The organism is Corallococcus sp. AB038B, from assembly GCF_003668955.1.
Classification (GTDB): Bacteria; Myxococcota; Myxococcia; order Myxococcales; family Myxococcaceae; genus Corallococcus; species Corallococcus exiguus.
The window spans coordinates 53,533-79,462 of the sequence record NZ_RAWO01000015.1 but is presented as its reverse complement, the minus strand read 5'-3'; the positions used below and the strand labels follow the sequence as shown (position 1 = coordinate 79,462).

At 71.0% G+C, this 25,930-nt stretch carries 23 protein-coding genes and 1 tRNA gene; 12 read left to right on the top strand and 12 right to left on the bottom strand.

Annotated features, from left to right (window positions below; genetic code table 11):
• Positions 1-68 precede the first annotated feature (68 nt).
• Positions 69-139: transfer RNA gene (locus tag D7Y04_RS44665), tRNA-Arg, on the bottom strand.
• 116 nt (positions 140-255) lie between these two features.
• On the opposite strand from D7Y04_RS44665, the gene D7Y04_RS36905 reads away from it, so the two are divergent.
• From D7Y04_RS36905 to D7Y04_RS36880, 6 genes are all read left to right on the top strand, one after another.
• Complete coding sequence (locus D7Y04_RS36905) at positions 256-954, top strand: RNA polymerase sigma factor (protein ID WP_120596465.1); 699 nt, start codon at positions 256-258, stop codon at positions 952-954.
• On the top strand, positions 951-1,751 hold the full coding sequence (locus D7Y04_RS36900; RefSeq protein ID WP_199749792.1) for a hypothetical protein: 801 nt from the start codon (positions 951-953) through the stop codon (positions 1,749-1,751). The genes D7Y04_RS36905 and D7Y04_RS36900 overlap by 4 nt, the downstream gene beginning before the upstream one ends.
• A complete protein-coding gene (locus D7Y04_RS36895) occupies positions 1,748-3,478 on the top strand; it encodes a caspase family protein (RefSeq protein ID WP_121762367.1) in 1,731 nt (576 codons plus the stop codon). The genes D7Y04_RS36900 and D7Y04_RS36895 overlap by 4 nt, the downstream gene beginning before the upstream one ends.
• Before the next feature lie 92 nt (positions 3,479-3,570).
• Complete coding sequence (locus tag D7Y04_RS36890; protein WP_147477276.1) at positions 3,571-4,884, top strand: hypothetical protein; 1,314 nt, start codon at positions 3,571-3,573, stop codon at positions 4,882-4,884.
• 61 nt (positions 4,885-4,945) lie between these two features.
• Positions 4,946-6,646: a DUF6311 domain-containing protein gene (locus D7Y04_RS36885; RefSeq protein ID WP_233601748.1), complete on the top strand. Its 1,701-nt coding sequence runs from the start codon at positions 4,946-4,948 to the stop codon at positions 6,644-6,646.
• A gap of 107 nt (positions 6,647-6,753) precedes the next feature.
• Positions 6,754-7,521 (top strand): VOC family protein, encoded by a 768-nt coding sequence (locus D7Y04_RS36880; RefSeq protein WP_158620819.1) that lies wholly within the window; start codon positions 6,754-6,756, stop codon positions 7,519-7,521.
• Positions 7,522-7,536: 15 nt separating this feature from the next.
• On the opposite strand, the gene larC is transcribed toward D7Y04_RS36880, so the two are convergent.
• The 8 genes from larC to thiL all read right to left on the bottom strand — a co-directional run bounded on the left by larC (position 7,537) and on the right by thiL (position 15,877).
• Positions 7,537-8,703 (bottom strand): nickel pincer cofactor biosynthesis protein LarC, encoded by a 1,167-nt coding sequence (gene larC, locus D7Y04_RS36875; RefSeq protein ID WP_120599422.1) that lies wholly within the window; start codon positions 8,701-8,703, stop codon positions 7,537-7,539.
• A 6-nt stretch (positions 8,704-8,709) separates the two neighbouring features.
• Positions 8,710-9,462, bottom strand: a complete 753-nt coding sequence (gene larB / locus D7Y04_RS36870) for a nickel pincer cofactor biosynthesis protein LarB (RefSeq protein ID WP_120599423.1) — start codon at positions 9,460-9,462, stop codon at positions 8,710-8,712.
• Between the two features lie 44 nt (positions 9,463-9,506).
• The gene (locus D7Y04_RS36865; RefSeq protein ID WP_121762365.1) at positions 9,507-10,097 is read right to left on the bottom strand and encodes a chemotaxis protein CheC; all 591 of its coding nucleotides are present in this window, start codon (positions 10,095-10,097) and stop codon (positions 9,507-9,509) included.
• Complete coding sequence (locus D7Y04_RS36860) at positions 10,094-12,496, bottom strand: chemotaxis protein CheA (protein ID WP_121762364.1); 2,403 nt, start codon at positions 12,494-12,496, stop codon at positions 10,094-10,096. Before D7Y04_RS36860 ends, D7Y04_RS36865 begins: the two co-directional genes overlap by 4 nt.
• A gap of 68 nt (positions 12,497-12,564) precedes the next feature.
• Positions 12,565-12,933, bottom strand: coding sequence for a response regulator (locus tag D7Y04_RS36855; RefSeq protein WP_014400067.1), 369 nt, complete (start codon positions 12,931-12,933; stop codon positions 12,565-12,567).
• A gap of 71 nt (positions 12,934-13,004) precedes the next feature.
• Entirely contained in the window at positions 13,005-13,427 is a 423-nt protein-coding gene (locus tag D7Y04_RS36850; RefSeq protein ID WP_014400068.1) for a chemotaxis protein CheW, read from the bottom strand.
• A gap of 49 nt (positions 13,428-13,476) precedes the next feature.
• Positions 13,477-14,850 (bottom strand): methyl-accepting chemotaxis protein, encoded by a 1,374-nt coding sequence (locus tag D7Y04_RS36845; protein WP_121762363.1) that lies wholly within the window; start codon positions 14,848-14,850, stop codon positions 13,477-13,479.
• Positions 14,851-14,914: 64 nt separating this feature from the next.
• On the bottom strand, positions 14,915-15,877 hold the full coding sequence (gene thiL / locus D7Y04_RS36840; RefSeq protein WP_121762362.1) for a thiamine-phosphate kinase: 963 nt from the start codon (positions 15,875-15,877) through the stop codon (positions 14,915-14,917).
• Between the two features lie 116 nt (positions 15,878-15,993).
• Between thiL and D7Y04_RS36835 the strand changes: the two genes are divergently transcribed.
• Together D7Y04_RS36835 and D7Y04_RS36830 are read left to right on the top strand one after the other, a co-directional pair.
• Positions 15,994-17,130 (top strand): aquaporin, encoded by a 1,137-nt coding sequence (locus tag D7Y04_RS36835; protein WP_368666433.1) that lies wholly within the window; start codon positions 15,994-15,996, stop codon positions 17,128-17,130.
• An 81-nt stretch (positions 17,131-17,211) separates the two neighbouring features.
• Complete coding sequence (locus D7Y04_RS36830) at positions 17,212-18,555, top strand: MgtC/SapB family protein (RefSeq protein ID WP_121762360.1); 1,344 nt, start codon at positions 17,212-17,214, stop codon at positions 18,553-18,555.
• A 10-nt stretch (positions 18,556-18,565) separates the two neighbouring features.
• On the opposite strand, the gene D7Y04_RS36825 is transcribed toward D7Y04_RS36830, so the two are convergent.
• The 3 genes from D7Y04_RS36825 to D7Y04_RS36815 form a co-directional block, all read right to left on the bottom strand.
• The gene (locus D7Y04_RS36825) at positions 18,566-18,919 is read right to left on the bottom strand and encodes an SH3 domain-containing protein (protein ID WP_121762359.1); all 354 of its coding nucleotides are present in this window, start codon (positions 18,917-18,919) and stop codon (positions 18,566-18,568) included.
• A gap of 160 nt (positions 18,920-19,079) precedes the next feature.
• Complete coding sequence (locus D7Y04_RS36820; protein WP_121762358.1) at positions 19,080-20,576, bottom strand: ATP-binding protein; 1,497 nt, start codon at positions 20,574-20,576, stop codon at positions 19,080-19,082.
• On the bottom strand, positions 20,573-21,298 hold the full coding sequence (locus D7Y04_RS36815; protein WP_120579086.1) for an ATP/GTP-binding protein: 726 nt from the start codon (positions 21,296-21,298) through the stop codon (positions 20,573-20,575). The genes D7Y04_RS36820 and D7Y04_RS36815 overlap by 4 nt, the downstream gene beginning before the upstream one ends.
• Before the next feature lie 271 nt (positions 21,299-21,569).
• Here D7Y04_RS36815 and D7Y04_RS36810 point away from each other — a divergent pair, with 271 nt between their 5' ends.
• The 4 genes from D7Y04_RS36810 to D7Y04_RS36795 all read left to right on the top strand — a co-directional run bounded on the left by D7Y04_RS36810 (position 21,570) and on the right by D7Y04_RS36795 (position 25,855).
• A complete protein-coding gene (locus D7Y04_RS36810; RefSeq protein WP_120579087.1) occupies positions 21,570-22,109 on the top strand; it encodes an N-acetyltransferase in 540 nt (179 codons plus the stop codon).
• A 175-nt stretch (positions 22,110-22,284) separates the two neighbouring features.
• On the top strand, positions 22,285-24,210 hold the full coding sequence (locus D7Y04_RS36805; protein WP_233601747.1) for a type IV pilus twitching motility protein PilT: 1,926 nt from the start codon (positions 22,285-22,287) through the stop codon (positions 24,208-24,210).
• A gap of 1 nt (position 24,211) precedes the next feature.
• Positions 24,212-25,318, top strand: a complete 1,107-nt coding sequence (locus D7Y04_RS36800; protein ID WP_121762357.1) for a type IV pilus twitching motility protein PilT — start codon at positions 24,212-24,214, stop codon at positions 25,316-25,318.
• A 117-nt stretch (positions 25,319-25,435) separates the two neighbouring features.
• Positions 25,436-25,855, top strand: coding sequence for a DUF5684 domain-containing protein (locus D7Y04_RS36795; protein WP_120597376.1), 420 nt, complete (start codon positions 25,436-25,438; stop codon positions 25,853-25,855).
• The last annotated feature ends 75 nt before the right edge of the window (positions 25,856-25,930 follow it).

Sequence of the window (25,930 nt, the reverse complement as noted above, 5' to 3'; positions counted from 1 at the left end):
TCCATTTTTTTGTCCGCGGACAGGGTGACGGCTTCCGCCTCCCCTGCTTCCGCGAACCTCCCCCAGGCTCATTGCAGGATTCGAACCCACGGCCTTTGGCTCCGGAGGCCAACGCCGGTTTGGCAATCATCTCCGGGCCCGGGCTCAATAAAACGCGCGCCGTGCGTGTGGGGACGACCCGAATTTCGGGGTCATTTCGTATCTCATTTCCAGAAGGGGCCCGGCCGGGCGCCTCCATGAGACGGAGCATTCCGCGTGCTGCCAGGAACCGAGCGGTCAGTCTTGGAGGCCTTCCGCCGGGGTGACACCGCCGTGCTCACCCAGGTCTACCGCACCTATTCACCCGAAGTGCTGCGCTACCTGTCCCGGCGCTTCTCCGTCCATTCGGAGACCGGCACCCGCTCCATCGCGCTCACGCCGCTGGACCTGGACGCCGCCCATCAAGAGACCTTCGTTCGGGCCTTCCGCCCCCACATGCGCCAGGCCTACGACGGCGTGCGCCCCTATCTGGGATTCCTCCTCACCGTCGCGCGCTCCACCGCCATCGACCTGATGCGCGCCTCCGGCCGCGTGGCCCGGGAGGCCATCCCCCTGGATGACGCTCCGGAGCTCACCCACGCTCCCACCGAGAACAAGAGCCCGGAGGAAGAGGCCCTGGGCGCCGAGGTCCGCTCCATCGTGCGCCGCTTCCTGGAGGCCCTGCCCGCCGAAGGGCGCGCCCTGGCCCAGCTGCGCTTCATGGACGGCCTGTCCCAGGAGTCCGCCGCCGACCAGCTGAAGCTCACCCGCGGCGAGGTGCGGGTGCGCGAACGCCGCTTGCGGTTGCAGTTCACCGAACACCTGAAGGACTCGGGCTGGCTGGACAGCGACACCGTCCCGGGACGCCTGCAATTGGGCGCCCTGCTCGCCACCCTGGCCCTGCTGTGCGCCATCCCATTCGGGAGCCTCCCATGAAGTGGTACGAGCGACATGTGGACGCGGGACTGACGCGCTGGTCCCTGGGGGAGCTGTCCGCCCCCGAATCCTCGCGGCTCCTACGTCACGCCCACGCCTGCGCCCGCTGCGGCGCCCGCTACGACAGGTGGGCCCGCGCCCACCGCGTCCTCGAGTCCGGCCAGACGGACGCCCCCACCTCCACGGAGCTGGAGACCCTCACCGCTGCGGGACTCGAAGCCGCCCTCAACGCCGCCTCGCCCCCGGACGCCGCCCCCGCACGGTGGCCCACCCTCGCGGTGCTCGGCGCCACGCTCGCGGCCCTGTTCCTCGCGGTGATGGTGACCCCCTCGTCCTTCGGCCCCACCGCCTCCATCGAGCCCACCGAACCCGAGTTCAGCGTCCGGGGGGCCGTGCATGACCCGGCCTCGTCCACCGCACCGGTGGCCCAGGCTGTCCTGCGCGTCTTCTGCGCGAAGCCCGGCCAGTCGCTGCGCGAGCTGCGCGCTGGGGCCGCGTGCACCCCGGGCGCCACGCTGGCCTTCGCGGCGGGGGCCCGTCCGCCCTACACCCACGTCGCGGTGCGCGTGCGCGCCGGCGGCCACGAAGAGGTCAACGGCCCCTTCCCGCTCAGCGGCAAGGCCGGCGAGGAGCGCCCCCTGGAGCTGACGGTCGCGCTGCCCGCGGGCTCCGATATGGCGGAGGTCACCGCCACGTTCTCAGAGCACCCGGACGCAACCCTGTCAGCCCTGCGCAGCGGGACGACAGTGGGGGTGGTGGTGCTCAGGCAGGAGGTCCGGGTAAAGGATTCTCCATGAAGAAGCTGGAAGTCCTCCTGGGGGCAGCGCTGCTGATGGCGGCGCCGGAGGCATTCGCGGACACCGTGCGGCGCGCGCTCGTCATCGCCCACAACGGCAGTGACGACCCGGCGCTCGCGCCGCTGCGCTACGCGGATGACGACGGCGTGCTGTGGGCGGAGACGCTCAAACGGCTGGGCGTGGAGACCACGCTGCTCGTCGACCCGGACGAGCCCACGCGCAAGGGCGGCAGCCTGGTGCTGAAGTCCGCGCAGGCCCCCACGCGCGCCGCGGTGGAGCAGGCCGTGAAGCGGCTGCAGGCGGCGACGCTCGCGGACCGCGCGGCGGGACGCCAGACGGACGTGCTCATCGTCTACGTGGGCCACGGCAACACGGACGACGCGGGCCGCGCCTACTTCACGCTCGCCGATGCGCGCCTGGACCGGAGCAGCCTCTATTCGGAGGTCGTGGATCCGCTGGGCGCGGACTACGTGCACGTCATCGCGGATGCGTGCCGCGCCTCCGGCGTGGTGGGCAGCCGAGGCGGGACGCCGGACGCGGCGGTGCTGGCGGAGCTGCGCGGAGTGCTCGCGCGCGAGCAACTGGCGTCGCGTCCCCACGTGGGCGCCCTCTTCGCGGAGAGCGAGGACGGCGAGACGCACGAGTGGTCCCGCATCCGCGCGGGCGTCTTCAGCCACGTGGCCCGCTCCGGCCTCCTGGGCGGCGCGGACATCAACGGCGACGGACAGGTGGAGTACAGCGAGCTGGCCGCGTTCGTGGCCGCCTCGCTGCACGGCGTGAAGGGCATGCCCGCGCGCCTGTCCGTCAACGCCTTCGCGCCCACGGCCGAGCCCCGCCGCCCGCTGGTGGGCCCCGCGCCTGAAGGCCCTCGAGTCACCTTCCCCGCCGGCTTCGAGTACGCGCGCCTCTCCGTGGAGGACGCGGACGGCCAGCGGCTGGTGGACGTGCGGCGCTCGCCGCAGCAGTGGACGCAAATCCTGCTGCCGCCGCGCGACGTGTACTGGGTGCGCGCGCCGAACGCGGAGGCGCGCGTCACGCTGGCGCAGCTGTCCTCGGGCACGCCCGAATTGCGTCCGCGCGAATTGCAAGAGCGAGGTCCCGCGGAGGAGGCGCTCCGCCGGGGCCTGTTCGCCGTTCCGCTGGACCGGTCGTTCTACGACGAGTACGTCGCCGCCGTGGGGCTGGTGCCGGTGGACTTCAGCAATCCCTTCCAGCCGTCCGTCATCGGTGGGGCGCGCTCCCCGCTGGCCGTGGCGGCGGCGTCCGACTGGACATCACGGTTGGAGCTGGGCCTGGGCGCGGGGCGCTCGCCGTTGGGGCTGGCGAAGTTCTCCGCCGGGCCCAGCCTGTCGTGGCGCACGCCGTCCTCCATGGACCTGCTCTACTACGGCGTGCGCGGGGCGTATGGCGTGACGCCGCTCGCGGCCCAGGACGGCATCCGGCTGCACCGCTTCACGGTGGAGGGGCTGGTGGGGTTGGAGCGTCCCGCGAACACGCCGCTGTTCGCGGAGGTGGGGCTGGGCTGGGGGCTGCTGGGCCTCACTGCGCCGGGCTTCCGCCAGGCGGACCCCGCGCTGCTCACCGGCCACGTGGCCGCGGGCGTGACGGGGCGGTTCGCGGGCATGCCGCTGCGACTTTCAGCCCAGGTGGGCGTGGATCGCGTCACCGCCAACGGCAAGACCGTCATGGACGGGCAGTACGGCCTGGAAATCTCACTGAGGCGCTAGCGGACGCGGGCCGTCGGGCCCGGCCGTGTCCGTGCGTGGGTGCGCCGCTGTCCGCGCCCACCGCGCCAATCTCGAGCCCTGACGGTCCTTCCGTGTCCCGTTCATTCCTCATGCACACCGCGCTGTCGAGCGCCGCCGTGGCCACCGTGCTGCTGGCCGGCTGCGACCCCATCTGCACGAATGGGGTCTCCAAGTCCGGGCAGGGCCAGGTGACCCGGAACGCCTCCGGCACCTGCGTGCAGCTCGTGGTGACCCGCCCCGACGCCGGGGAGGAGGATGGCGGAACGGACGGAGGCGATGGCGGCGCGCTCCCCGACTCGGGCACGGATGGCGGCGAGTGCGGCACCGGCCCAGGCTGGACGACCCGCGTGCTGGACGAGGGCATCGACATCATCATCTCCGCGTTCGTCTTCGACGCGCAGGGCGTGGGCCACTACGCCTACTCGAAGAACTCCCGCCTCCACGTGGGCACCACCCGGCCGGGCGATGTCCCGGTTCGTCTGGAGAGCGTGTGGACCGCCTATGACGTGTACATGGCCGTGGCCACGGACGGCACGCACCACGTGCTGTTCCAGCAGGGCAACAACGTCGGCTACGCACACGACACCGGCGGCATCTGGCGGTCCCAGGTGCTGAGAGAGGGCTGGGCGGCGGCCATCACACTCGACGCCCAGGACGCGCCCCACCTGCTCATTGGCCGGCCCTACCCCCAGGTGGGCTATCTGCACGGCACCCGTTCCAGCACCGGGAGCTGGGACATGGCGCCACTGGAGGCGGTGGGCGCCAAGGGAGACCGCGAACGGATGGCCGTGGATGCCGCCGGGCACGTCCACATCGTGTTCGTGCGCATGGACAATATGGGGAAGTACCAGGTCGTGTACGCGAGCAACACGTCGGGGGCGTGGCTCGTCGAGCCGCTGGACTGGCGGATTCCCTTGAGCTCCCCGCGCTACCGCATCGCGCTCGAGGTGGACTCGGAGGGACGTCCCTCCGTGGTGGGCTCCGACACCCAGGGGGCGTGGCTATGGACGAAGGAGGCCAGCGGCTGGACGTCGTACGGACTCGGGGCCTTCCTGAGCCGGGGGCCCGCGCTGTCGCGAAACGCCGCCCATCCGACCCTCCGCAACGTCCTGCTGGATGATGCGGACGCGAACGCGGACTTCAGCGGGAGCACCAGCCAGTTGGTCGTGAAGGCGCTGTACGGCACGAGCTCCGTCGGCTCGACGCTGCCGCTCACCCTGGAGACGCTGGACGGCGGGAATGCGTTGCCCGCCTCCTCCGCGGTGCACATGGACGCCCAGGACCGGCTCCAGGTGGGCTTCTCCTACGTGCACTACTACTACCCGCCAGACGGCGGCACGATGGAGACGACGCGCGGCCTGCGCTACGCGCGCTACTGCCCGTGAACTCCGCGCGGGAAGCGCGCGGTTGCGGGGCACGGAAGCGGGCGCCTACAGTCGCCGCGCCTTGAGCGAGTCCGTCCCCTCCCTGAGTCCCCCGCCCTCCGCGTCCACCTCCCACCGGGCCCTCGTCGTGGCGCGAGCGCTGGCGGTGCTCGGCGGGCTGGGCTGGTTCCTGTGGCTGGGCGGCGGGCCAGTGCTGCCGCCCACGCGCATCGACTGGATGATGCGCGAGGACTGGGCCGCGCACATCTTCGGCTGGCTCTTCTTCCGCAACGCGGACTGGACGCTGCCGCTGGGCGCGGCGCCCAACCACTTCTACCCGTACGGCTCGTCGGTGGCGCTCACGGACGGCAACCCGTGGCTGGCGCTCATCTTCAAGCCCCTGTCGCCGCTGTTGCCCGTGGACTTCCAGTACACCGGGCCGTGGCTGGCCCTGTGCTACGCACTGATGGGGTACTTCGGCGCGCGGCTGGTGGAGACGGTGTCCCCGCGTCCGGTGCCCATGGTGCTGGGCGGCACGCTGCTGGCGCTGTCACCAGTGATGGCGGCGCGCTTCGGCCACCCCACGCTGTGCGCGCACTGGCTGCTGCTGGCCCTGCTGTGGCTCAACCTGCGGGACATCCCGGACGCGCGCACCGCGACGCGGAGCCTGGGCCTCGCGGCCCTCTTCAACGCCATCGCGTCAGGCACCCACCCGTACTGGGTGGGCATGCTGATGCCGCTGACGCTGTCGCTCGGGGTGCGGCTCGTCTGGAGCCGGAAACTCGGCCCCGCGCGCGTCGCGGCCCTGTGCGCGGGCATCGCGGCGCTGGACGTGGGGCTGTTCGCCCTCTTCGGCTACTTCGGCGGCGGCGGGCTGGGCGCGGAGGGCTTCGGGGAATTCTCCGCGGACCTGGCCACGCTGGTGAACCCCATGGGTTGGGGGCGCCTGCTGCCGGACCTGCCCGCCGCGCCCCGGCAGGGCGAGGGCTTCGGCTACCTGGGCGCGGGGGCGCTGCTGCTCGGCGTCGTGGCTTTCGTGAGCCTGTTCGCGCGCAGGCGGGAGGCGCGCACGCTGGACTGGCGCCGGGTGCTGCCCGCGGCGGTGGTGGTGCTGCTCATGGCCGTCTTTGCGCTGTCGTCGCGCGTGACGTGGCTGGGCCAGCCGGTGGTGGACCTGGGCGCTCTGTATGCGCCGCTGGTGAAGGCGACGAATGCGTTCCGCGCGTCCGGCCGCTTCGTCTGGCCGCTGCACTACCTGCTCGTCGTCGGCGCGGTGCTGCTGGTGGCGCGCCTGTGGCGCGGCGTGCCCGCCGTGACCGTGGCCGCGCTGGCGGTGGCGCTGGCGCTCCAGGCGTACGACGTGCGCGAGGAGAAGAGCGCCCTCTTCAAGCCCGTGCGCTTCCAGCGACTGACCTCCGCGGACTGGGACGCGCTGAAGGGCCCCTACCAACACCTGGCCCTCTTCCCGCCGCATGTGCAGTGGGTGTGCCGCTATGACGAGCCGCTGGTGAACGCGCTGGCGTATCAGGCGTACCGGCTGAAGCTGACGTTCAACAGCGGCTACGCGTCGCGCACGCCGGAGGCACTGGCGGCGGAGTGCCGCGCGCGACTGCCCTCGGGCGGCCTGGACGCGAGCACCGCGTACGTGGTGCTGCCGCAGCACGTGCGCCCCTTCCTCGATGCGGGCGCGCGCTGCGGCGTCGTGGAGGACCTGCCGGTGTGCGTGGTGGGAAGCAACACGGATGCGTTCGCGCAGGGGCTCGCGCGTCAGCCTCTTCGCTGACGCAAGGCAGCACTGAAAATCCTTTCAGTCCTCTTCCGATCCGCTGTTACCTTGCAGGTAGCCCGGGTTCCTCCGGGCGCACAGCGAGGGGAGCGACGATGCCTGCGATGACGAAGCACGCTGCGGGGACGGTGTCCTGGGTAGATCTGGCGGCGTGGGACATGGAGAAGGCCCAGGACTTCTACGGGGCGCTGTTCGGCTGGACGTTCGACCCCAGCTCCAAGGAGAACGGCTACTACACGATGGCCCGCAAGAACGGCCAGCACGTGGCTGCGATGATGCCGCGCCCCAGTGACGCGCCGTTCCCGCCGGCATGGAACACCTACTTCGCCGTGGAGAGCGTGGACCGCTCCGTCGCCCGCCTGAAGGAGCTGGGCGGCAAGGTGATGATGGAGCCCATGGACGTCATGGAGGCGGGTCGCATGGCCTTCTGTACGGACAACACCGGCGCGGCCTTCGGCTTCTGGCAGCCGAACCTGTTCAACGGCGCGGGCCTGGTGAACGAGCCCGGCGCCATGGCCTGGCACGAGGCCAACACGCGCGATGGCGCGAAGGCCGTCGCCTTCTACAAGGACCTCTTCGGCATGACGGCGGACAAGATGCCGGAGGAGCAGATGCAGTACTGGGTCCTGAGGAAGGACGGCAAGGAGACGGCCGGCGTGATGCAGCTCGACGACAGGACGCCCGCCCAGGTGCCGGCCCACTGGATGGCCACCTTCTCCGTGGCCGACACCGACAAGGCCGCGGCCATCGTCAGCGCCAAGGGCGGCAAGGTCATCATGCCGCCGTTCGACTCACCCTACGGCCGCATCGCCGTCGTCACGGACCCCGGCGGCGCGGCCTTCGGCGTCATCACCCTGGCGCAGCCGGCTTAGTCAGCGTCCCGAGCCTCAGGGAATCAGGGCCGCCATCGCGGCGGCCATCACCTGCTTCACCGGCACGCCCGCAGCCCGGGCCAGCCGGACGCAGTCGTCGAATTCCGGGTGCGCGTTGAGCACCCGGCCGTCCCGCAGGCCGCGCTTCACGCGGACCTTGCCCCAGGGCGTGTCCACCTCCACGAAGTCGCGCTCCAGCGCGTGACGCTCCACCCGGTGGTAGCGCACGCCCAGCGACGTGGACTCACGCAACAGCACGTCCACCACCGCCTCGCGCAGGCCACCCTCCACCAGCGCGCCCAAGAGGTGCGCCGGCCGGCCCTTCTTCATCACCACCGGGGCCACCCACGCGTCCTTCGCGCCCACCTCCAACAGCCGCTCCACCAGGTGCGCCAGCAGCTGCGGCGTGGCGTCATCCAGGTTCGCCTCCACCACCCACAGCCCTTCGGTGGCCTGCGTCTCCACGCGGCCCAGCGACGCGCGCAGCACGTTGGGCCGATCGCGGAAGTCCTTCGTCCCGACGCCGTAGCCCACCTTCTCCACGATGAAGTCCGGCGGGTGGCCAATCTTCGTCAGCACCTTGAGCAGCGCGGCGCCCGTGGGCGTCGTCAGCTCGCCCACGCCCTCGAAGCGCACGGGAACGTCACGCAGGAGTTCCAGCGTCGCGGGCACGGGGATGGGCATCTGGCCGTGCGCCACGCGGATGGTGCCGCTGCCCAGCGGCGGCGGCGCGGCGTGCACCTCCGGGTCGCCCAGCAGTTCCAGCACCACGGCGGCGCCGCAGATGTCCACGATGGAGTCCACCGCGCCCACTTCATGGAAGTGGATTTCGTCGATGGACACGCCGTGCACCTTCGCCTCGGCCTCGCCGATGGCGCGGAACACCGCCAGGGCCCGCGCCTTCGCGCGCTCCGGCAGCGTGGGCGCGGCTTCAATCAGCTGGCGGATGTCCGCGTAGGCGCGGTGCGGGTGCGCTTCCTTCGCGTCCAGCACCACATCCAGGTGCGTGCCGCTGATGGCGTGGCGCACCGCGCGCGACACCGCCAGCTTCCAGCCCGGCACGTTGAGGCCGGACAGCGCCTGCGCAATCGCGTCCGGCGACACGCCCAGGTCGATGCCCGCCGCCAGGAACATGTCCCCGGCGATGCCGCCCACGGGCTCCAGGTAGAGGATGCGCCGCATGGCCTGTCAGCTCCGTCCCTTGGTGCGGGAGATGAGCGCCGCGTAGAAGCCGCCGCCAAACCCGTTGTCGATGTTCATCGTGGCCACGTTGGAGGCGCACGAGTTCACCATCGAGAGCAGCGCGGAGATGCCCCCGAGGTTCGCGCCGTAGCCCACCGACGTGGGCACCGCCACCACCGGGATGCCCACCAGGCCGCCCAGCGCGCTCGCAAGCGCCCCCTCCATGCCCGCCACCGCCACGGCGACGTGGCACTCCTGAATCTCTTCACGCCGGCGCAGGAGCCGGTGGATGCCCGCCACGCCCACGTCGTAGACGCGCCGCACGTCCGCGCCCATGGCCTGCGCGGTGAGCGCGGCCTCCTCCGCCACGGGGATGTCGCTGGTGCCGCCCGTCACAATCGCGACGCGGCCCGCCTTCACCTTGCGCTGGGGCAGGTGGAAGATGCGCGCCACCGGGTGGTACTGGCCCTTGGGGAAGCGCGCCACCAGGGCCTCCGCCTTGTCCGGCTGCAGCCGCGTCACCAGCACCGTCTGCTTGCGCTCCACCAGCGCGCCGACGATGCCCAGCAGTTGCTCCACCGTCTTGGGCTCGCCCAGCACCACCTCCGGGAAGCCGAACCGCAGGTTGCGGTGCGTGTCCACCGTCGCGTAGCCCAGCTCCGCGTACGGCAGGTCCTTCAGCTTGCCCACCGCGTCGTCCAGGGTGACCTTGCCCGTCTTCACCTGGCCCAGCAGGGCTCTGAGCGCCTTCTCGTCCATGGGCGAGCGGTCTACCCCAGCCGCCCCCGCGCCTCCAGGCGGACCTAAAGGCCCAGCCGGGACAGCAGCGCCTGGGCGCTCCCGCGCTCCAGCACCAGCAGCATCTGTCCGCCCAGCGGCGTGGGGCCGGACGCCGAGAAGCGCGCCGCCAGCACCACGCCCGGCCCCGGCTCCACGTCGCCCAGCACGCCCGCCAGCACCGGGCGCACCGGCCCGCGCTGGAGCTGGGGCACGGAGGGCAACAGCCGCCAGCCCGTCAGCCGCCCGATGGCGGACAGACACGCGCTGGCGAGGATGTTCGCGGCCTCGGCCAGGGCGCTCTCGCGCTCCTCGGGGGACGCGGGGTGGCCTCGCACCAGCGCGGACTCCAGCGCCTCCGCGTCCACGGACGGCAGCGCGAACACCAGCGAGCCACGCAGCTCGCCCGTCATGCCCAGGCGCACGGCGACGGCGGGGGCGTCGTCCGCGAAGAGCGCGGGGCCCTGGGTGGCGTCCGTGACGCGCACCTCGGGGATGGACAGGTCCACGCGGCCACCCACCAGCCGGGCCAGCGCGTTGGCGCCGTGTCCACAGCCGATGTTGGCCACCTCGCGCAGGGCGTCGAGCTGCGCGTCACTGGGCAGGGGGGGGCTCACGCGGTCAGTAACCTCGGGACGTCCAGGATGAACACGGGACGACCGCTGCCCAGGATGGTCACGCCGGACAGTCCCGGCAGCAAGTCCAGGGGACGGGACAAGGGTTTGAGAACGACTTCCTCCTGCCCCAGGAGGCGATCCACCGCCAGCGCCACCTTGCCGGTGCCGGCGTCTCCCTCCATCACCACGAAGGGCCGGTAGCCGGGCATGGGGGACGCGGGCACACCCAGGAGCGTCTCCAGGGCGTGCACCGGCAGCAGACCATTGCCGTGCGGCAGGAGCGCCGTCTCACGGCTGCGGCTCAGGGACTCCGGATCCGCCTCCGTGGCGCCCACCACCTTGGCGATGGGCAGGCCGAACACTTCCTCGCCCACTTCGACGAGGAGCAGGTGCACCACGGCGACGGTGAGCGGCAGGCGCAGCGTGAAGGTCGTGCCCCGGCCGCGCTCGCTGTCGATTTCGAGCGTGCCGCCCACGCTCTCCACCACGCGCTTCACCGCGTCCATGCCCACGCCGCGGCCGGAGATGTCGGTGATGTCCTTGGCGGTGGAGACGCCCGGCAGGCACGACAGGAGGAACGCGTCGCGGTCCGCCATGCGATGGGCGGCGTCCTCGGTGATGAGCCCGCGCTTGAGCGCGGAGGCCTTGAGCTTCGCGGGGTCCATGCCCCGGCCGTCGTCCTCGATGTCGATGATGACGCGGTCGCGCGCACGGCGCACGGTGACGGTGACGCGGCCCCGCGCGGACTTCTTCGCGGCCGCCCGCTCCTCCGGGGACTCCAGGCCGTGGTCGATGCAGTTGCGCAAGAGGTGCAGCAGCGGGTCGGCCAGCTCGTCGAGGATGGCGCGGTCCAACTCGATTTCGGCGCCGGTGATGACCAGCTCCACCTCGCGCTCCTTGCGGCGGGCCAGGTCGCGCGCGGCGCGGGGCAGCCGGTCGGTGATGAGCGACAGCGGCGTCATGCGCGCGCTCATGACCTTGTCGTGCAGGTCCTTCACCAGCGTGTGCAGCCGGTAGACGCCCTCCTCCAGCGCGGGGCGCGTGTTCTCCGGCAGCACCTTGCCCACTTCGCGCAGGCGCGCGGTGGCGAGCATCAGCTCACCCACCGTGTCGAGGAAGTAGTCGAGCAGCTCCGTGCGCACGCGCACCGTGCGAGAGCCCGCGTCCGCGGTGGCGCGCGCCGGGTCCGACGTGGGCGCGACGACGGGGAGCACGGGCGGCTCCGGGACGGCCGGAGCGACGGAGACGACCTCCACCTCCGCCACGTTGCGCAGGGCCGCCTGGATGCCGGCGTCGCCCACGCCGGTCTCCACATCCACCTGGATGTAGCCATCGGGGATGCGACCGGCCTTGAGCTCCTCCAGAGGGGGGCGCAGGTCCACCAGCGTGCCCAGGGAGGACAGCCGCTTGTGCACGAGGAACGCGCGCACGCCGGGCACCTGACAGGTGGGAGAGATGCGCAGGCGCACCGACCAGCGGGGAGCGCCGGCCTTGCCGTCCACGCCGCTGGCGGCGGCCTTGAGCCCCGAGGCCAGCGCCACCACGGAGGCGGAAAGGTCGTTTTCCGGCAACACCGCCAGGGACCGCGCGGCCGGGGCACCGTAGAGGGCCTCAGGGCCGCTCAGGTCGCGAGGCGGCATGAGCGTGGCCGGCGGCATCACCGCCAGGGCGGAGGGCGGCGGCGCGCTGGAAACGCCCGGACTGGCTGTTCCCGAGGCCGCCTCACCACCGGACGTTCCCGAAACAGAGGCTCCCGGAGTCGAAGGCCCGGCCCCGCTCGACGCGGAGGTTCCCGAGCCCGAAGCCGCCGCACCAGAGGCGCCCGAGGCACCTGCCGCGCTGCCCGGCGTCCCCGAACCCGACGCGGGCCCGGCGGAGCCACCCGGCGTCCCCGAACCCGAGGCACCCGAAGGGCCCTCGCCCCCTCCCGAGCCCTCCCCGTCATCTCCTCCAGACGGGGTCGCGGGCTTGAGCGCGGTGACATGGGCCACGCGGGTCGCGGCGGGAGCGTGGCCGGTGAGCGACTGCACCCGGATGCTCAACTGATTGAGCAACCCCTCGGCCTGCTCCGGCTCGCGGTTGGACGAGACGGCGCGCACCTGGGCCGTCAGCGTGTCCGTGGCGCTCAGCAGCAGGTCCACCAGGTCCCGGTCCAGGAGCTTGCGGTCTTGCCGCACCGCGTCCACCAGGTCCTCCACCCGGTGCGCCAGCATCGCGATGGGCTCGAAGCCCATGGACGACGCCATGCCCTTCACCGAGTGGGCGTGCCGGAACATCGAGTCCACGGTGCTGGCGGTGGCCTCGCGCTCCAGCTCCACGAGGTCCCGTCCGAGCGCCTCCAGGTGCTCGGTGGCCTCCGAGATGAAGAGGCCCAGATACCGGGACATGTCCATCGTCATGACCCGGCACCTCCTTCACAGGCGGAAGGGGCCGCGACCCGGGCGGGAGCGGTCCCTTGCGCGCCGATTCAGGCCTCGCCCAGCACCTTCTTCACGACCGCCAGCACGTCCTCCGCCCGGAACGGCTTGACGATGAAGTCCGAGGCACCCGCCTCGATGGCCTCCATCACCAGGCTCTCCTGTCCGAGCGCCGAGCACATGATGACGACCGCGCTGCTGTCGGCCTTGATGATTTCCCGCGTGGCTTCAATGCCGCTCTTGAAGGGCATCACGATGTCCATCGTCGTGAGGTCCGGCTTCAACTCCTTGAACTTCTCCACGGCCTCCAGGCCGTTGGCCGCCTCACCGACGACCTCGAACCCTCCAGACGCAAAGATGTCCTTGATCATGTTGCGCATGAAGATGGCGTCGTCGACGACCAGCACCCGCTTAGCCATGTGAAGAACTCCGCCTCCGTTTCAGGCCTAGAGGGAGCGCACCCTATCACCGGCCGTTTCCGGGGGGCTACTCACTTGGAGGGAGTGAACAAGGCAACGACCGCCGCATCAAGTCCTTCCGGATCCAGCACGGTCACTCCCAGACCGCCCAGGCGGGCAACGCCGCGAACCGCGGGCATGACCTTGCCCGGCGCGGCGCTGACGCGCTCCACCGCTTCGATGCCGTCCACGTCCGTCACAAGGAGGCCCAAATCCCTGCGACCCCGGTCCAGTAGCACGACACGGCACAGGGGCGTGGGACCTTCTGGCAGGTGGAGCAGTTGGCGGAGCTCCACCACCGTCACCACCCGGCCCCGCAGGTTCATCACCCCGGTGATGGCGGCCGGGGCCCGCGGTACACGTGTGTAGCGCTCCGGGGGGACCACGACCTCCCGGACGGCCGACAAGGGCAACCCGTAGCGTTCCTTCTCGACCCGGAAGATGACGTGCCGCACGGTGAAGGCCCTTGTGCCGCAAGGCGGCGACAGGCGGGGGACGGGGGGCTCAGGGCCCCAGGCGGAAGCTGCGCACCACGCTCTGCAGCTCCACGGAGAGGTTGGTCAGCTCGCTCGCCAGCGACGTCATCCGCGACACCGCGGCCGTCTGCTCCTGGATGACGGCCTGGATGGCCTCCGTGGAGCTGGCGTTGTTCTTCGCCACGAGCTTGATCTCCTCGATGGCCTTCACCATCTCCTCGCTGCCCTTCATCTGGTCGCGGGTGCTGTCGGAGATGAGCGTCACCTTCTCCGCGCCCTTGCGGGCGGTGTCGGTGATGGCCCCCATGGAGCGCATGATGTCGGTGAGGTCCTCACGGCCCTCGGCCAGCTCCGCGATGCCTTCCTTCATGGCGCTCACGACGGAGGTGGACTGGCCGGAGATGTCGCGCGCCAGACGGGAAATCTGCTCCGCGGAGCGGCCGGCGCTCTCCGCCAGCTTGCGCACTTCATCCGCCACCACCGCGAAGCCACGGCCGTACTCGCCCGCGCGCGCCGCTTCGATGGTGGCGTTGAGGGCCAGGAGGTTCGTCTGCTGCGCCACCTGGGTGATGGCGTCGACGATTTTGGAAATCTCCTGCGTCTTCTCGCCGAAGGCGAACACCTGCTGGCTGGCGGACTCGATGCGGTTGAAGACCTTCTTCACCTTGTCGCCCGCGAGCCGCGCCGCCTTGGAGCCGTCCTCCGCGCTGCTGCTGGTCTCCGCGGACGTGCGGGCCGCGTCCAGGGCGCTGGCCGCCGTGCGCTGGATGCTGCCGGCCATCTCCGTGATGACCTTGGAGGCCTGCGACACCAGCTGCGACTGGGTCTCCGCGCCGCTGGCGATCTTCTCCATCGACGAGCCCACTTCCTCCGTGGACCCGTTGACGTTCTCCGCGCTGCGCTGAAGGTCGATGGCGGTGTCCGCCACGCTCTTGGCGGTGTCTTGAATCTTGCCCACCAGCTCGCGCAGGTTCTCCTGCATGCGGGAGATGGCGCCCGTCAGCTCGTCAATTTCGTCGCGGGTGCTGTGCACCTCCGCGGCCACGGGCTTGGACAGGTCGCCCTGCGAAATCTCGAAGGCGGAGCGGCTGAGCACCTTCACGCGGGTGACGCGCGCCAGCAGCGACGGCAGGAACGCGGCGCCGCCGAAGGTGATGAGCACGCCCACGCCCACCCGGATGATGAAGCTCCAGCTGCCCCAGGACGCGTCGAAGAGGCTCTCCGTGCAGAGCAGCCACGTGCCCAGCAGCAGGCCCAGCAGGATGTAGCCGGTGGTGATCTTCCGGTGCAGGGACTGCTCGCGAACCGCCTTGGGGCCATCGACGGCGCGCAGCAGTCGCTGCACCGGCTCGCGTCGGGGGGTGAGGCCAGAGGAGGGGTCGTCGCGAAGGGGGCGGCGCACGGGGTGCTTTCAGCGGGAGGGGCGGAAAACAGCCCAGGGGTTTAGCCTTGCTGTCTGGTACGGGTCAATCATCCGGCCGGATCTGCCTGCTTGACCGGGCGAAGTGATCGAATCCCGCTGGAGGGGTCAGAAGGTGCCCCCCCGCGTCTCGAATTCGCAACGTCTGCTCCTGGGTGAGCACTCCCATGCGCGTCACGTTTTGCCCGGCGCGGGCGCACGCACGCTCGAACGCCTGCATGCGCGAAGGTGGGACGGTGAGTAGCAGTTCGTAGTCCTCCCCTCCCCGCAGGGCACCCTCCGGCCCCAGCGCCGCGCGCACGGCGGGCGACAGGGGCAACCGGTCCAGCTCCAGTTCCACGCCCACCCGGGACGCGGCGCACAGGTGGCCCAGGTCCTGCGCCAGTCCATCCGACACGTCCATCCCGGCGGAGGCGAAGCGCGCGGCCAGCTTCCCCAGGGCGATGCGGGGCTCGGGGCGGCGCTGGCGCTTCACCGCCGCGCCCCGCCGGACGCCGGACTGGAGGTGCTGGAGTCCCAGGCGCGCGTCGCCCAGCGTTCCGGAGACATAGAGGAGGTCGCCGGGCCGGGCGCCCGAGCGGGTGATGGGCGCGTGGGACAGCTCCCCGGTGACGGTGAGGGTGACGGACACCTCGCGCGCGGAGGTGAAGTTGCCGCCCACGAGCATGATGCGGTGGGCCTTCGCGAGCGCGGCCATGCCCCGGCCCAGCGCGGACACTTCGCGGGCGGGGAAGTCCCGGGGCAGCGCGAGCGCGCAGACGAACCAGCGCGGCGTGGCGCCCATGGCGGCCAGGTCCGACAGGTTCACCGCGAGCGCCTTGTGGCCGATGTCCGCGGCGGAGAACGTCGCGCGGGTGAAGTGCACGTCCTCCACCACGGCGTCGGTGGTGACGCACAGCGCGCCCTTGGACGGGGCGAGCACGGCGCAGTCGTCCCCCGGGCCCACCGGCACCCGCGCACGCGGGAAGCAGGCGAGGAAGCGTTGGATGAGGTCGAACTCGCCGGGCATGGCGGCACTGAAGACCACGCTCGCGCCGGGGGACGCAATGACGACCCGCGAACGGGCGAGCGGGATGGAGGCACGTGGCGTTGACGGTGTCGGACCACCCAGGCATAGGACAGGGAGTGCCCTCTTCCGCCACACCCATGGATTTGCGCCGCCGGCTGGTGACGGAAGCGCTGGGCTGCGGGCTGGTGGTGGTGGCGCTGGAGGGGTCGCACCACGTCGCGGAGCACCTGGGCGCGAGCGCCACCGAGGGACGCCTCTTCATGTCCCTGTCCTGCGGCGCGGTGCTGGCGTGCCTCTTGTGGGTGCTGCGGCCGCTGTCGGGGGCGCATTTGAATCCGGCGCTCACCTTCGCGGACGCGCTGGGGGACCGCACGCCCTGGCGCGAGGTGCCGCTGTACGCGCTGGCGCAGCTGTCCGGCAGCCTGGTGGGCAGGCTCGTGGCGCACCGCATGTGCAATGAGCCGCTGCTGCTCACCGCGAGGATGCCCGCGGCGGACGGGGCGCGGTTCCTCACGGAGATGGTGGCCACGTTCGGGCTGCTGGTGGTGGTGCGCGGCTGCGTGCGCACGCGTCCGTCCGCGACGCCGTTGGCCATCGCGGGGTACGTGGCGGCGACGGTGTGGTTCACGGACTCGCGCTCGCTGGCGAACCCGGCGCTGGTGCTGGCGCGCGCGGCCAGCGCCCACGTGGGCGTGATGAGTCCGTGGGAGGTGGAGTCCTTCGTCGCGGCCCAGCTGTTGGGCGCGGCGCTGGCGGTGTTCCTCTTCCGGTGGCTGCTGGGCGGCACGCCGAAGCCCGCCCCCACGGCGGCAGTGGAGACCGTCGTCTTCGAGTGCGCGGAAGCAGGGCCGGCGCACCTGGCCGCGGCCCTCTTCAACTCGCTGGCCCACCCGGACCGGGCGCGAGCGGTGGTGTCGCCGCCGCCGGGCTCGGGCCTGGATGACGGGCCACCGCCCGCGGTGGAGACGCTGATGCGGGAAGCGAACCTGCGCGCCGCGACCCTGCGCGACCGGAACGTGCCCGCGTCGCACTACGTCCTCATCGACGTCGCGGGCCATGCCCCGGGCATGGACGCGCGCGTGCGCGAGCGCTGGTCACTTCCCGCGCTGTCGTTGAAGGACGAGGCCGGAGCAAAGGCGCTCCAGGCGGCACTGCGTCCGAGGCTGCATCAGCTCCTGGCGCGCCAGGGCTGGGAGCGGCTGCACGTCGTCAGCGGCGGCCCCGCCCCTGAAGGCCCTCGCGCCCTCACCTGACGCGGGGCCCTTTCGCGTGACGGGGTGCGGCGTTGACGTCGGCCCGACACGCGAGCATGACGGTCCGAGAGAGGTTTTCGCATGATCGAAGGTCTTCCCCCTGTCGTCGCCTGGCCACCGCTGCAGACGTTGATGCGGCTGACGCTCGCGCTCGCGGTGGGTCTGTTCGTCGGGCTGGAGCGCGAGTGGCGTGGCAAGGAGGCCGGCCTGCGCACGTTCGGCTTCGCGGCGCTGCTGGGTGGCATGGGCGGCCTCCTGGGCCCGAACTTCGCGCTGCTCAGCCTCGCGCTGCTGGGCGTGCTGCTGTGCTTCCTCAACTGGCAGTCCCTGCGCGCCAACGGCGGCGCGGAGCTGACCACGTCCGCCGCGCTGCTCGTCACGGGCTTCACCGGCGTGCTGTGCGGCCTGGGCCATACGGTGACTCCCGCGGCGGTGGGAGTGACGACGGCGGGCCTGCTCGCTTGGAAGGAGCGGATGGCCACCTTCAGCCACAAAATCACCGCCGAGGAGCTGCGCAGCGCCATCCTGCTGGCCATCCTCGCGTTCGCCATCTACCCGGTGCTGCCCTCGCAGCCGGTGGACCCGTGGGGCCTCATCGAGCCGCGCGCCGCGTGGGTGACCGTCATCCTCATCGCGGCCATCGGCTTCGTGAACTACATGCTGTGGAAGGTGTTCGGCACGCACGGCGTGGAGGTGACGGGGTTCCTGGGCGGGCTCGTCAACAGCACCGTCACCGTGGCGGAGCTGGCCAACCGCGTGCGCGAGACGTCCGGACGCCTGCTCGACGTGGCCTACCGGGGCGTGATGCTGGCCACCGCCGCCATGGCGCTGCGCAACGCCGTGCTGCTGGGGCTGCTCTCCTTCCGCGCGCTGGTGGACTCCGCCATCCCGCTGGTCCTCATCCTCCTGTCCAGCACGGGCCTGGCGTTGGTGCGCTCGCGCGCGGAGGCCACGCCCGGCGCCGAGCCTCCCGCCCTGCCCCTGAAGTCGCCCTTCTCACTGCCGTCCGCGCTGAAGTTCGGCCTCATCTTCCTGGCGCTCCAGGTGGTGGGCACCGTGGGCCAGACGCTGCTGGGCCGCTGGGGCTTCTACGCGGTGAGCGCCGTGGGCGGACTGGTGTCCAGCGCGTCCGCGGTGGCGTCCGCCGCGTCGCTGTGCGCCAACGGCACCATCTCCCCCACGACGGCCGGAGTGGGCGCCATCATCGCGTCGCTCGCCAGCGCCGCCATCAACTTCATCCTCGTGGCGCGCGTGTCGGAGCAGCGGTCGCTCACGCTGCGGCTGGGCCGCGCGCTGGGCGTGGTGATGCTGCTGGGGCTCGTGGGCGCGTTCGTGCAGACGCGGCTGCCCACGTTCCTTCCGGCGGACGCCGGAGGCGCGGAGCTGTTCAAGCCCCACGCCTCCGAACAGCCCCACGCGGACTAGCGAAGCGGGCTCAGACGCAGAAGTAGGTCGCGTCCGTCCAGCCCCACTGGCCGGTGGACAGGCGCTGCACGTACATCCAGTTGCCGTCGCGGCTGTACACCTCCACGCCCTCGCCGTAGTTGATCTGCGCGTACACGGCGCCGCCCGGCGAGGTGCGCAGGCCCACGGTGTTCGCGTTGCACACCCAGCGGTAGTACTTCGCGTGCACCGGGCGGTCGTTGTTCTCCTCCTGGGCGGGCGCGTTCACCTGCGTGCCATCCTGCGGCTGCGCCTCCATGTCCTCCGGCGCGCCACCACAGCCCGCCAGCAGACCGGCAATAGCGAACGCAGCCACGCCGAACGCGCGGATCGAGAACGTCTTCATGGGCAACTCCATGTCAGGGGGTTGGGGGAACCACGGAAAGCAGATTATGCAGCTTTAAGTCGAAATCAAGCTTAAGCCGTATAAACTATCAATTCTGGACGTAAATCCAGCCATGCGCCGGCTCCGTGGCTGGCGCGCCGCGGCATCCTGCTGTCTGCCTTTAGAAGCGGTCCGGCTCCGGCATGGGAGGCGCGGCAGTCAATCCGCGCTCCTGCATGGGCGGGTGCAGCGGCAGCTGGACGATGAAGCGCGAGCCGTGGCCGAACTCGCTCTCCACGCGCACCCGGCCGCCGTGGCCCTCCACCAGGCTCTTCACGATGGCCAGGCCCAGCCCCGCGCCGCCGAACTCGCGCGTGGAGCTGCCGTCCACCTGGTAGAAGCTCTGGAAGATGCGCTCGAACTCCTCGGCGCGGATGCCCACGCCGGTGTCCTCCACGCTGATGCGGTAGCCGGGCACGCCCAGCTCCTGCTGCATCGCCGCGTCCGACAGCGTCACCTTCACCCGGCCGCCCGCGGGCGTGAACTTCACCGCGTTGGCCAGCAGGTTCACCACCACCTGACGCAGCTTGTCCAAGTCCCCCGCCAGCCGGGGCTGCGGCGTGTGCGGCAGCCGCACCTCCAGCTCCAGACCCTTGCGCTGCGCCTGCGGCAGCACGCTGGAGACCGCCGTCTGGATGACGTAGCCCGGATCCACCGGCGCCATGGACAGGCGCAGACGCCCGGCTTCAATCTGGCTCAGGTCCAGCAGCGAGGAGATCATCGAGAGGAGCGTCTCGCCCTTCTCCACGATGGTGCGCACGTACTGGAGCTGCTCCGGGTTGAGCGGCCCCGCCAGCCCCTCCGCCATCATCTCCGAGTAGCCCAGGATGGACGCGAGCGGCGTGCGCAGCTCGTGGCTCACCGTGCCCAGGAAGGTGGACTTCAGCCGGTCCAGCTCCTTCAGCCGCGCGTTCGCCTGGAGCAGCCGCGCGTTCTGCGCCTCCAGCTCGCGGTGCACCTCCAGCGTGGACTCCAGATGCAGGTGCGTGGCCAGGTACGCCTTCTGCCCGCTGGCGACGAGCGCGCCCAGCACCTGACCGAAGTGGCCCAGCACCTGCGCGGCGGTGCGCTCCGGCACTCGGCGCACGCGGCCCAGCAGTTCCTGCGCGCGCTCCAGGTCCAGGCCATGGATGCTGGTGAGCGTCTCCGGGAAGTCCGTCAGCTCCTCCGGCGTGAAGGGCCCCAGGATGACCCGGCCCAGCAGGTCGCCGTCCCAGCGCACCGGCATCACCACGTAGCGCAGGCCGGTGAAGCAGGTGAGCGCGATGAGGCCCGCAGCCTCGGAGACGTCTCCGTCCGCCACGCGCCCGCCGGACTCCGGCAGCACGGGGCCGTCCTTCACCCGACCCACCATGGCGGTGCACGCGTGGCGGCCGTCCGGGAAGGAGAAGACGTAGGCGCAGAAGTCACCGTGGCCCACCTTCACGTCCGCCAGCTTGTTGCCGCGCGTGTCCAGCACCTTGATGCCCACGCGGTACAGGTCGCTGAAGCCCTTCACCACCTCCGTGAAGGACGGCAGGTCCAGCAGGTCCCCGAGCGACAGCCGCCGCTGGAGCGCGGACTCACGCCGGGGCGCGCTCGCGGTATTCCGGGATCCTCCGCCTGCCGCGCCGTTCATGGCGCCCTCCCGCTCTCCCTGCCGCCAGGAATGGCGCCAGGGCCGTACCGCCCCTCCAGCGCCGTACCGCTCAGGTCGATGTGACGGAAGATCTGCCCCAGGAACTCTTCCTCGCTCAAGCCCACGTTGCGCGACAGCTGCGCCCGGCCCTCCAGCGCGCGCCAAGCCGTCTGCACCACGGCGTGGAAGGTCTCCACCACGCCCTCGCCTCGCACGGCCACGGAGCCCACCACCGGCTGGCTGCCCCGGCGCTGCACCTCCGCCAGCTCCTCGTCCGTGAGGCTGTCGGGCAGGTCGCGCTTGTTGAACTGGATGACCACCGGCACCTGCGTGGGGTCCAGCTCCATCTCCCGCAGGTTCTCCTGCAGGTTGCGCCAGTAGGCGTTGTTCTCCTGGGCCGCCCCGCGCCGGCTGTCCGCGATGAACACCACCGCGTCCGCGCCCTGGAGCACCACCCGCCGCGTGGCGTTGTGGATGACCTGACCGGGCACGGTGAAGAGCTTCACCTTCACCTTGAAGCCCGTGGAGGTGGAGAAGAAGACAGGCAGCAGATCGAAGAAGAGCGTCCGGTCGTCGTGGGTATCCACCGACAGGAGGCGCCCTCGCACGTCCGGCCGCGCCCGCGCGTGCAGCTTGCGCAAGTTCGTCGTCTTCCCGCTCAACCCGGGGCCGTAATAGACGATCTTGAGCGTCAGCTCGCGCTGGGCGTGGTTGAGTTGCAAGGGGCTTAAACTCGGACCGAGGGGGACCCGGACAGGGGTTTTATAATGGCCTCACGCTCCGCGCGGAAGGCCGCTCGCAGTCCAGACGGCGGAGCAGGACGCGTCTTCCCGGAATGACGCGCCCGTAGGCGGCGTTTCGACAAGTTCCGGCTCCCCGCCTGGGAGGAGGACGTCTCCCCACACGGAAAACAGAACAATGCGCGCGGAATGATCGCGTGCATGGGTACGGGGGGACCGGTTAGGATCGCGGACGCGACGGAGGAGCAAGGCGATGACGATGAAGCAGGTGGACCCTGGCGTCGAGGTGGCGGCCCCCACGCCGGTGCTGGACGGAGCGACGCTCCCCAACGAAATGGTGACCGGGGTCAAATTCGGTCCGCCCACCGACGAGGACCTGACGACGGTGTCGGCCCTGCGCGCCAACTCCGAGCCTTGGAAGGGGCGGGGTGAGTCGCAGGAGGAGAGCCTCAAGGCCCTCACCCAGCTGAAGCCCTTCATCCACGTGGCGCGGCTCCAGAGCCAGGTGGTGGGCTACGTGACGGTGGAGCGCGACGGTCCGGTGCCGGGCGCGGCCTACCTGCGCAACATCGTGGTGAAGCCGGAGCTGCGGCGCCACGGCCTGGGCGCCATGCTGCTGGACAAGGCGCTGGACGCGGCGCGCGACATGTACCGCAAGACCATCGCCCTGCGCGTGGACCCTGCGAACGCGCCCGCGGTCGGCTTCTACCGCAAGGCGGGCTTCACCACGGTGGCCACGGTGGTCTCCAAGAAGTCCGGCAAGCTGCGGCTCCTGATGTCGCGCGAGCTGTAGTCCGCGTTACCCCAGCAATGGGTTGGACCCGACGGGAGGGGCCCTCGAACGGCCGCTCCCGTCGTGCGTTTGGGGCATGCCCCCGGGGTGACCTGGAGCGCGGCGGTCGACTATTCTTTCGGGAGTTTCCACCCCGCCGGGCCTGACGCACGGCAGCGGTGGGGCTTCCCCCTGAATGAAACCGCTCGCGGAACTGCTGCGTCATCTCTCGCGTCCTGGAATCACCGAGCTGGCTCTGGCCAGTGGCCGTCCTCCGATGGTGCGCGGCGCCAACGGCTACGAGCCCGTCGATCCAGGCGCCCTCTCCACCGATGATCTCGTGAAGGCCCTCCAGGCGATGGTGGGCATGGCGCGCGCGTCCTCTGTGTCGGAGACGCCGGTGCAATGGACGGTGAACGCCACCGGCCTGGGTTCCCTCAACATCGCCGCGGTGCGCCGGGGCGAGCTGATGAACGTGCGCCTCACGCGAAGCGCGGAAGGCGCGGCGGCTGCCGCGGCTCCAGCGACCGCGGCGGCTCCGGCAACTGCAGCGGCTCCGGCGGCGCCTGCCGCGCCCACGCGGACGCCCTACGCGGGAATGCCGGCCGTGTCCGCCCAGGCGGCGCCCACGCGCACGCCCTACGCGGGAGTGCCCGCGGTCTCCGCGCCCGTGGACGCAGCCGCTCGGGCCACGCAGCCTGGTGGCATGGGTGCGGGAGCCGCCACGCGCGGAGTTCCTGTCAGCGCGGCCCCTCACGCGGGCGCTCCTTCACACGCGGGCGCGGGCGGATACGCGAGTGCGCCTGCCCACACGGGTGCAGCGGCCCATGCAGGCGCTGCGGCCCATCCAGGCGCTGCGGCTCATTCGGGCGCTGCGGCCCATGCAGGCGCTGCGTCCCACTCCACCGCCAGCGCGAATCCCCCCGCACGGGTCATCCCCATTTCGCGCGCGACCTCCGCTCCGGGCCGCGACCTGACCGTGCTGCTGGAGCAGGCGCGCAGCATGAGCGCCAGCGACCTGCACCTGGTGGCCGGACGGCCTCCGCTGCTGCGCCTGGCCGGGGAGCTGCTCCCGCAGGACACGCCGCTGTCGCCGGAGACGGTGGAGCGGCTGCTGCTCCCCATCATCCCGGAGCGGCTGCGCCACGTGCTGGAGAAGGACGGCAGCGTGGACTTCGCGCTGGACTCCGAGGAAACCGGCCGCTTCCGCGTCAACGTGTGCCGCCAGCGCACGGGCCTCAAGGGCACCTTCCGCGTCATCCCCCGCGAAATCCCCACCCTGGAGTCGCTGGGCCTGCCCGCGGACATCGCCAAGGCCACGCACCACCACCAGGGCCTCATCGTGCTCACTGGCCCGTCCGGCCACGGCAAGACGAGCACGCTCGCGGCGCTGGTGGACATCATCAACCGTGAAACGACGCACCACGTGCTCACCGTGGAGGATCCGGTGGAGTACGTGCACCCGCGCAAGCGCGCCCTCATCAGCCAGCGCGAGGTGGGTACCAGCACCCGGACCTTCGCCAGCGCCCTCAAGGGCAGCCTCCGCGAGGACCCGGACGTCATCGTCGTGGGCGAGCTGCGCGACACGGAGACCGTGCGCATGGCGCTCGCCGCCAGCGAAACGGGCCACCTGCTCATCAGCACCATGAACACGCCCAGCGCGGCGAAGACCATCGACCGGCTCATCGACCTCTTCCCGCCGGCGGACCAGCAGCAGGTGCGGCTGTCGCTCTCCAGCGGCCTGCGCCTCGTCGTCAGCCAGCGGCTGATGCCTGGCACGGACGGCAAGTCCCTGGTCGCCGCCGCCGAGGTGCTCACCGGCTCCGTGGCCCTGGGCAACCTCATCCGCGACAACAAGACGTACCAGATCCCCTCCCTCCAGCAGCGCGGCAAGTCGCTGGGCATCATCCGCTTCGAGGACTCGCTCGCGGACCTGGCCCGCTCCGGCAAGGCGACGCTGGAGACGGTGAAGGGCTTTGCGGAGAACCCGGACGAAATCGAAGCCATGGTGACGGGCAAGCGGCCCGGCGCCGCTCCCACCGTGCCCCCGCCCGCCACCGCCCAGGAGGGCGCGCGGATGCTGTCCAAGGTGGGCTCACTGCTTGGCAAGAAGGGCGCCTGACATGACGGACACCCCTCGCATCGCCGCCTGGTTCGACGTCCTGCTCGACAAGAAGGGCAGCGACCTGCACCTGGGCGTGGGCTACCCGCCCCTGGGCCGCATCCGCGGCGAGCTCATGGCCCTGCGCGAAGAAGCCCTCACCACCGACGAGCTGGAGTCGTTGCTCTTCGAAATCTGCTCGCCCGAACAGAAGCGGCAGATCACGGAGGAGCTGGACCTGGACTTCGCCTACGGCTACGGCACCAAGGCCCGCTTCCGCGCCAACTACTTCTACCGGATGACCGGCATTGGCGCCGTGTTCCGCACCATCCCCAGCAAGGTGCTGTCGCTGGAGGACCTGAAGACGCCGGAGGTGGTGCGCAAGATGGCGGACCGCCGCAGCGGGCTGGTGCTGGTGACGGGCCCCACGGGCTCGGGCAAGTCCACGACGCTCGCCGGGATGATCAACCACATCAACAAGACGCGCCCGGCGCACGTGCTCACCGTGGAGGACCCGGTGGAGTTCGTGCACGAGTCGCTCAAATCCCAGGTCACCCACCGCGAGGTGGGCCCGCACGCCTCCAGCTTCGCCACCGCCATCCGCTCCGCCGGCCGTGAAGACCCCAACGTCATCCTCATCGGTGAGCTCCGCACCAACGAGACGATGAAGCTGGCGCTCCAGCTGGCCAGCTTCGGCGTGCTCGTCTTCGCCACGGTGCACACCAACAGCGCCCCCGCCACCATCGACCGCATCATCAACTCGTTCCCCGCGGACGAGCAGGGTCAGGTGCGCGGCATGCTCGCGGAGTCGCTGGCCGGCATCGTCGCCCAGCAGCTCATCAAGACCGCGGACGGCAAGGGCCGCGTCGCCGCGCTCGAAATCCTGGTGGGCAGCGCCGCCATCGCCGCCATGATTCGCGAGGGCAAGGTGTTCCAGATCGCCTCCAAGATGCAGGCTGGCCAGAACCAGGGCATGCAGACCCTGGACATGCACCTGGAGCGGCTGGTGAAGGACGACGTCATCCTCCCCGAGGCCGCCCTGGAGAAAGCCCAGGACAAAGAGAATTTCGTGAAGGTCATCCAGCGGCTGAAGCCGGACTGGCAGGTGCCGGAGACGCTGAAGGCCTGAGCCGTCCTACCCCGGGCGGGGGAAGGAATTTGCTTTCTCCCCCCGACTTCGCCTTTGTTCGGGAGTGAACTTGGACCCGTCCCATGGGCCGGGCCACACACTTCCGAGGGGGAAGTCATGGATCAGCAGCAGCTTGAGATGATGCAGCAGATGCAGGAGCAGCAGTCGGCGGGCCCGGGCCCGCTGTTCTGGATCTTCTACCTGGCCTTCATCGGCGTGATTGTCGCGGGCATGTGGAAGACGTTCGCCAAGGCCGGTCAGCCCGGGTGGGCGGCCATCGTTCCGTTCTACAACATCTATGTGCTGACCCAGATCGTCGGCCGTCCGGCGTGGTGGGTGGTGCTGGCGCTGCTGCCGTGCGTGAACTTCATCGCGCTGTTCATCATCAGCATCGACATGGCGAAGTCCTTCGGAAAGGGCACGGGCTTCGGCATCGGCCTGGCGCTGCTCGGCCCGGTCTTCTACGCCATCCTCGGCTTCGGCGACGCGCAGTACCAGGGCCCGGCCGCCTCCGGCGGTGGCGTGGCCGCGGCGTAGTTCCCCATGGCCTTCCAGCCGTGAGCGGCGGCGGTGGAGTGGCCCTTGGGGCGCTTCACCGCCGTTCGTGTTTCT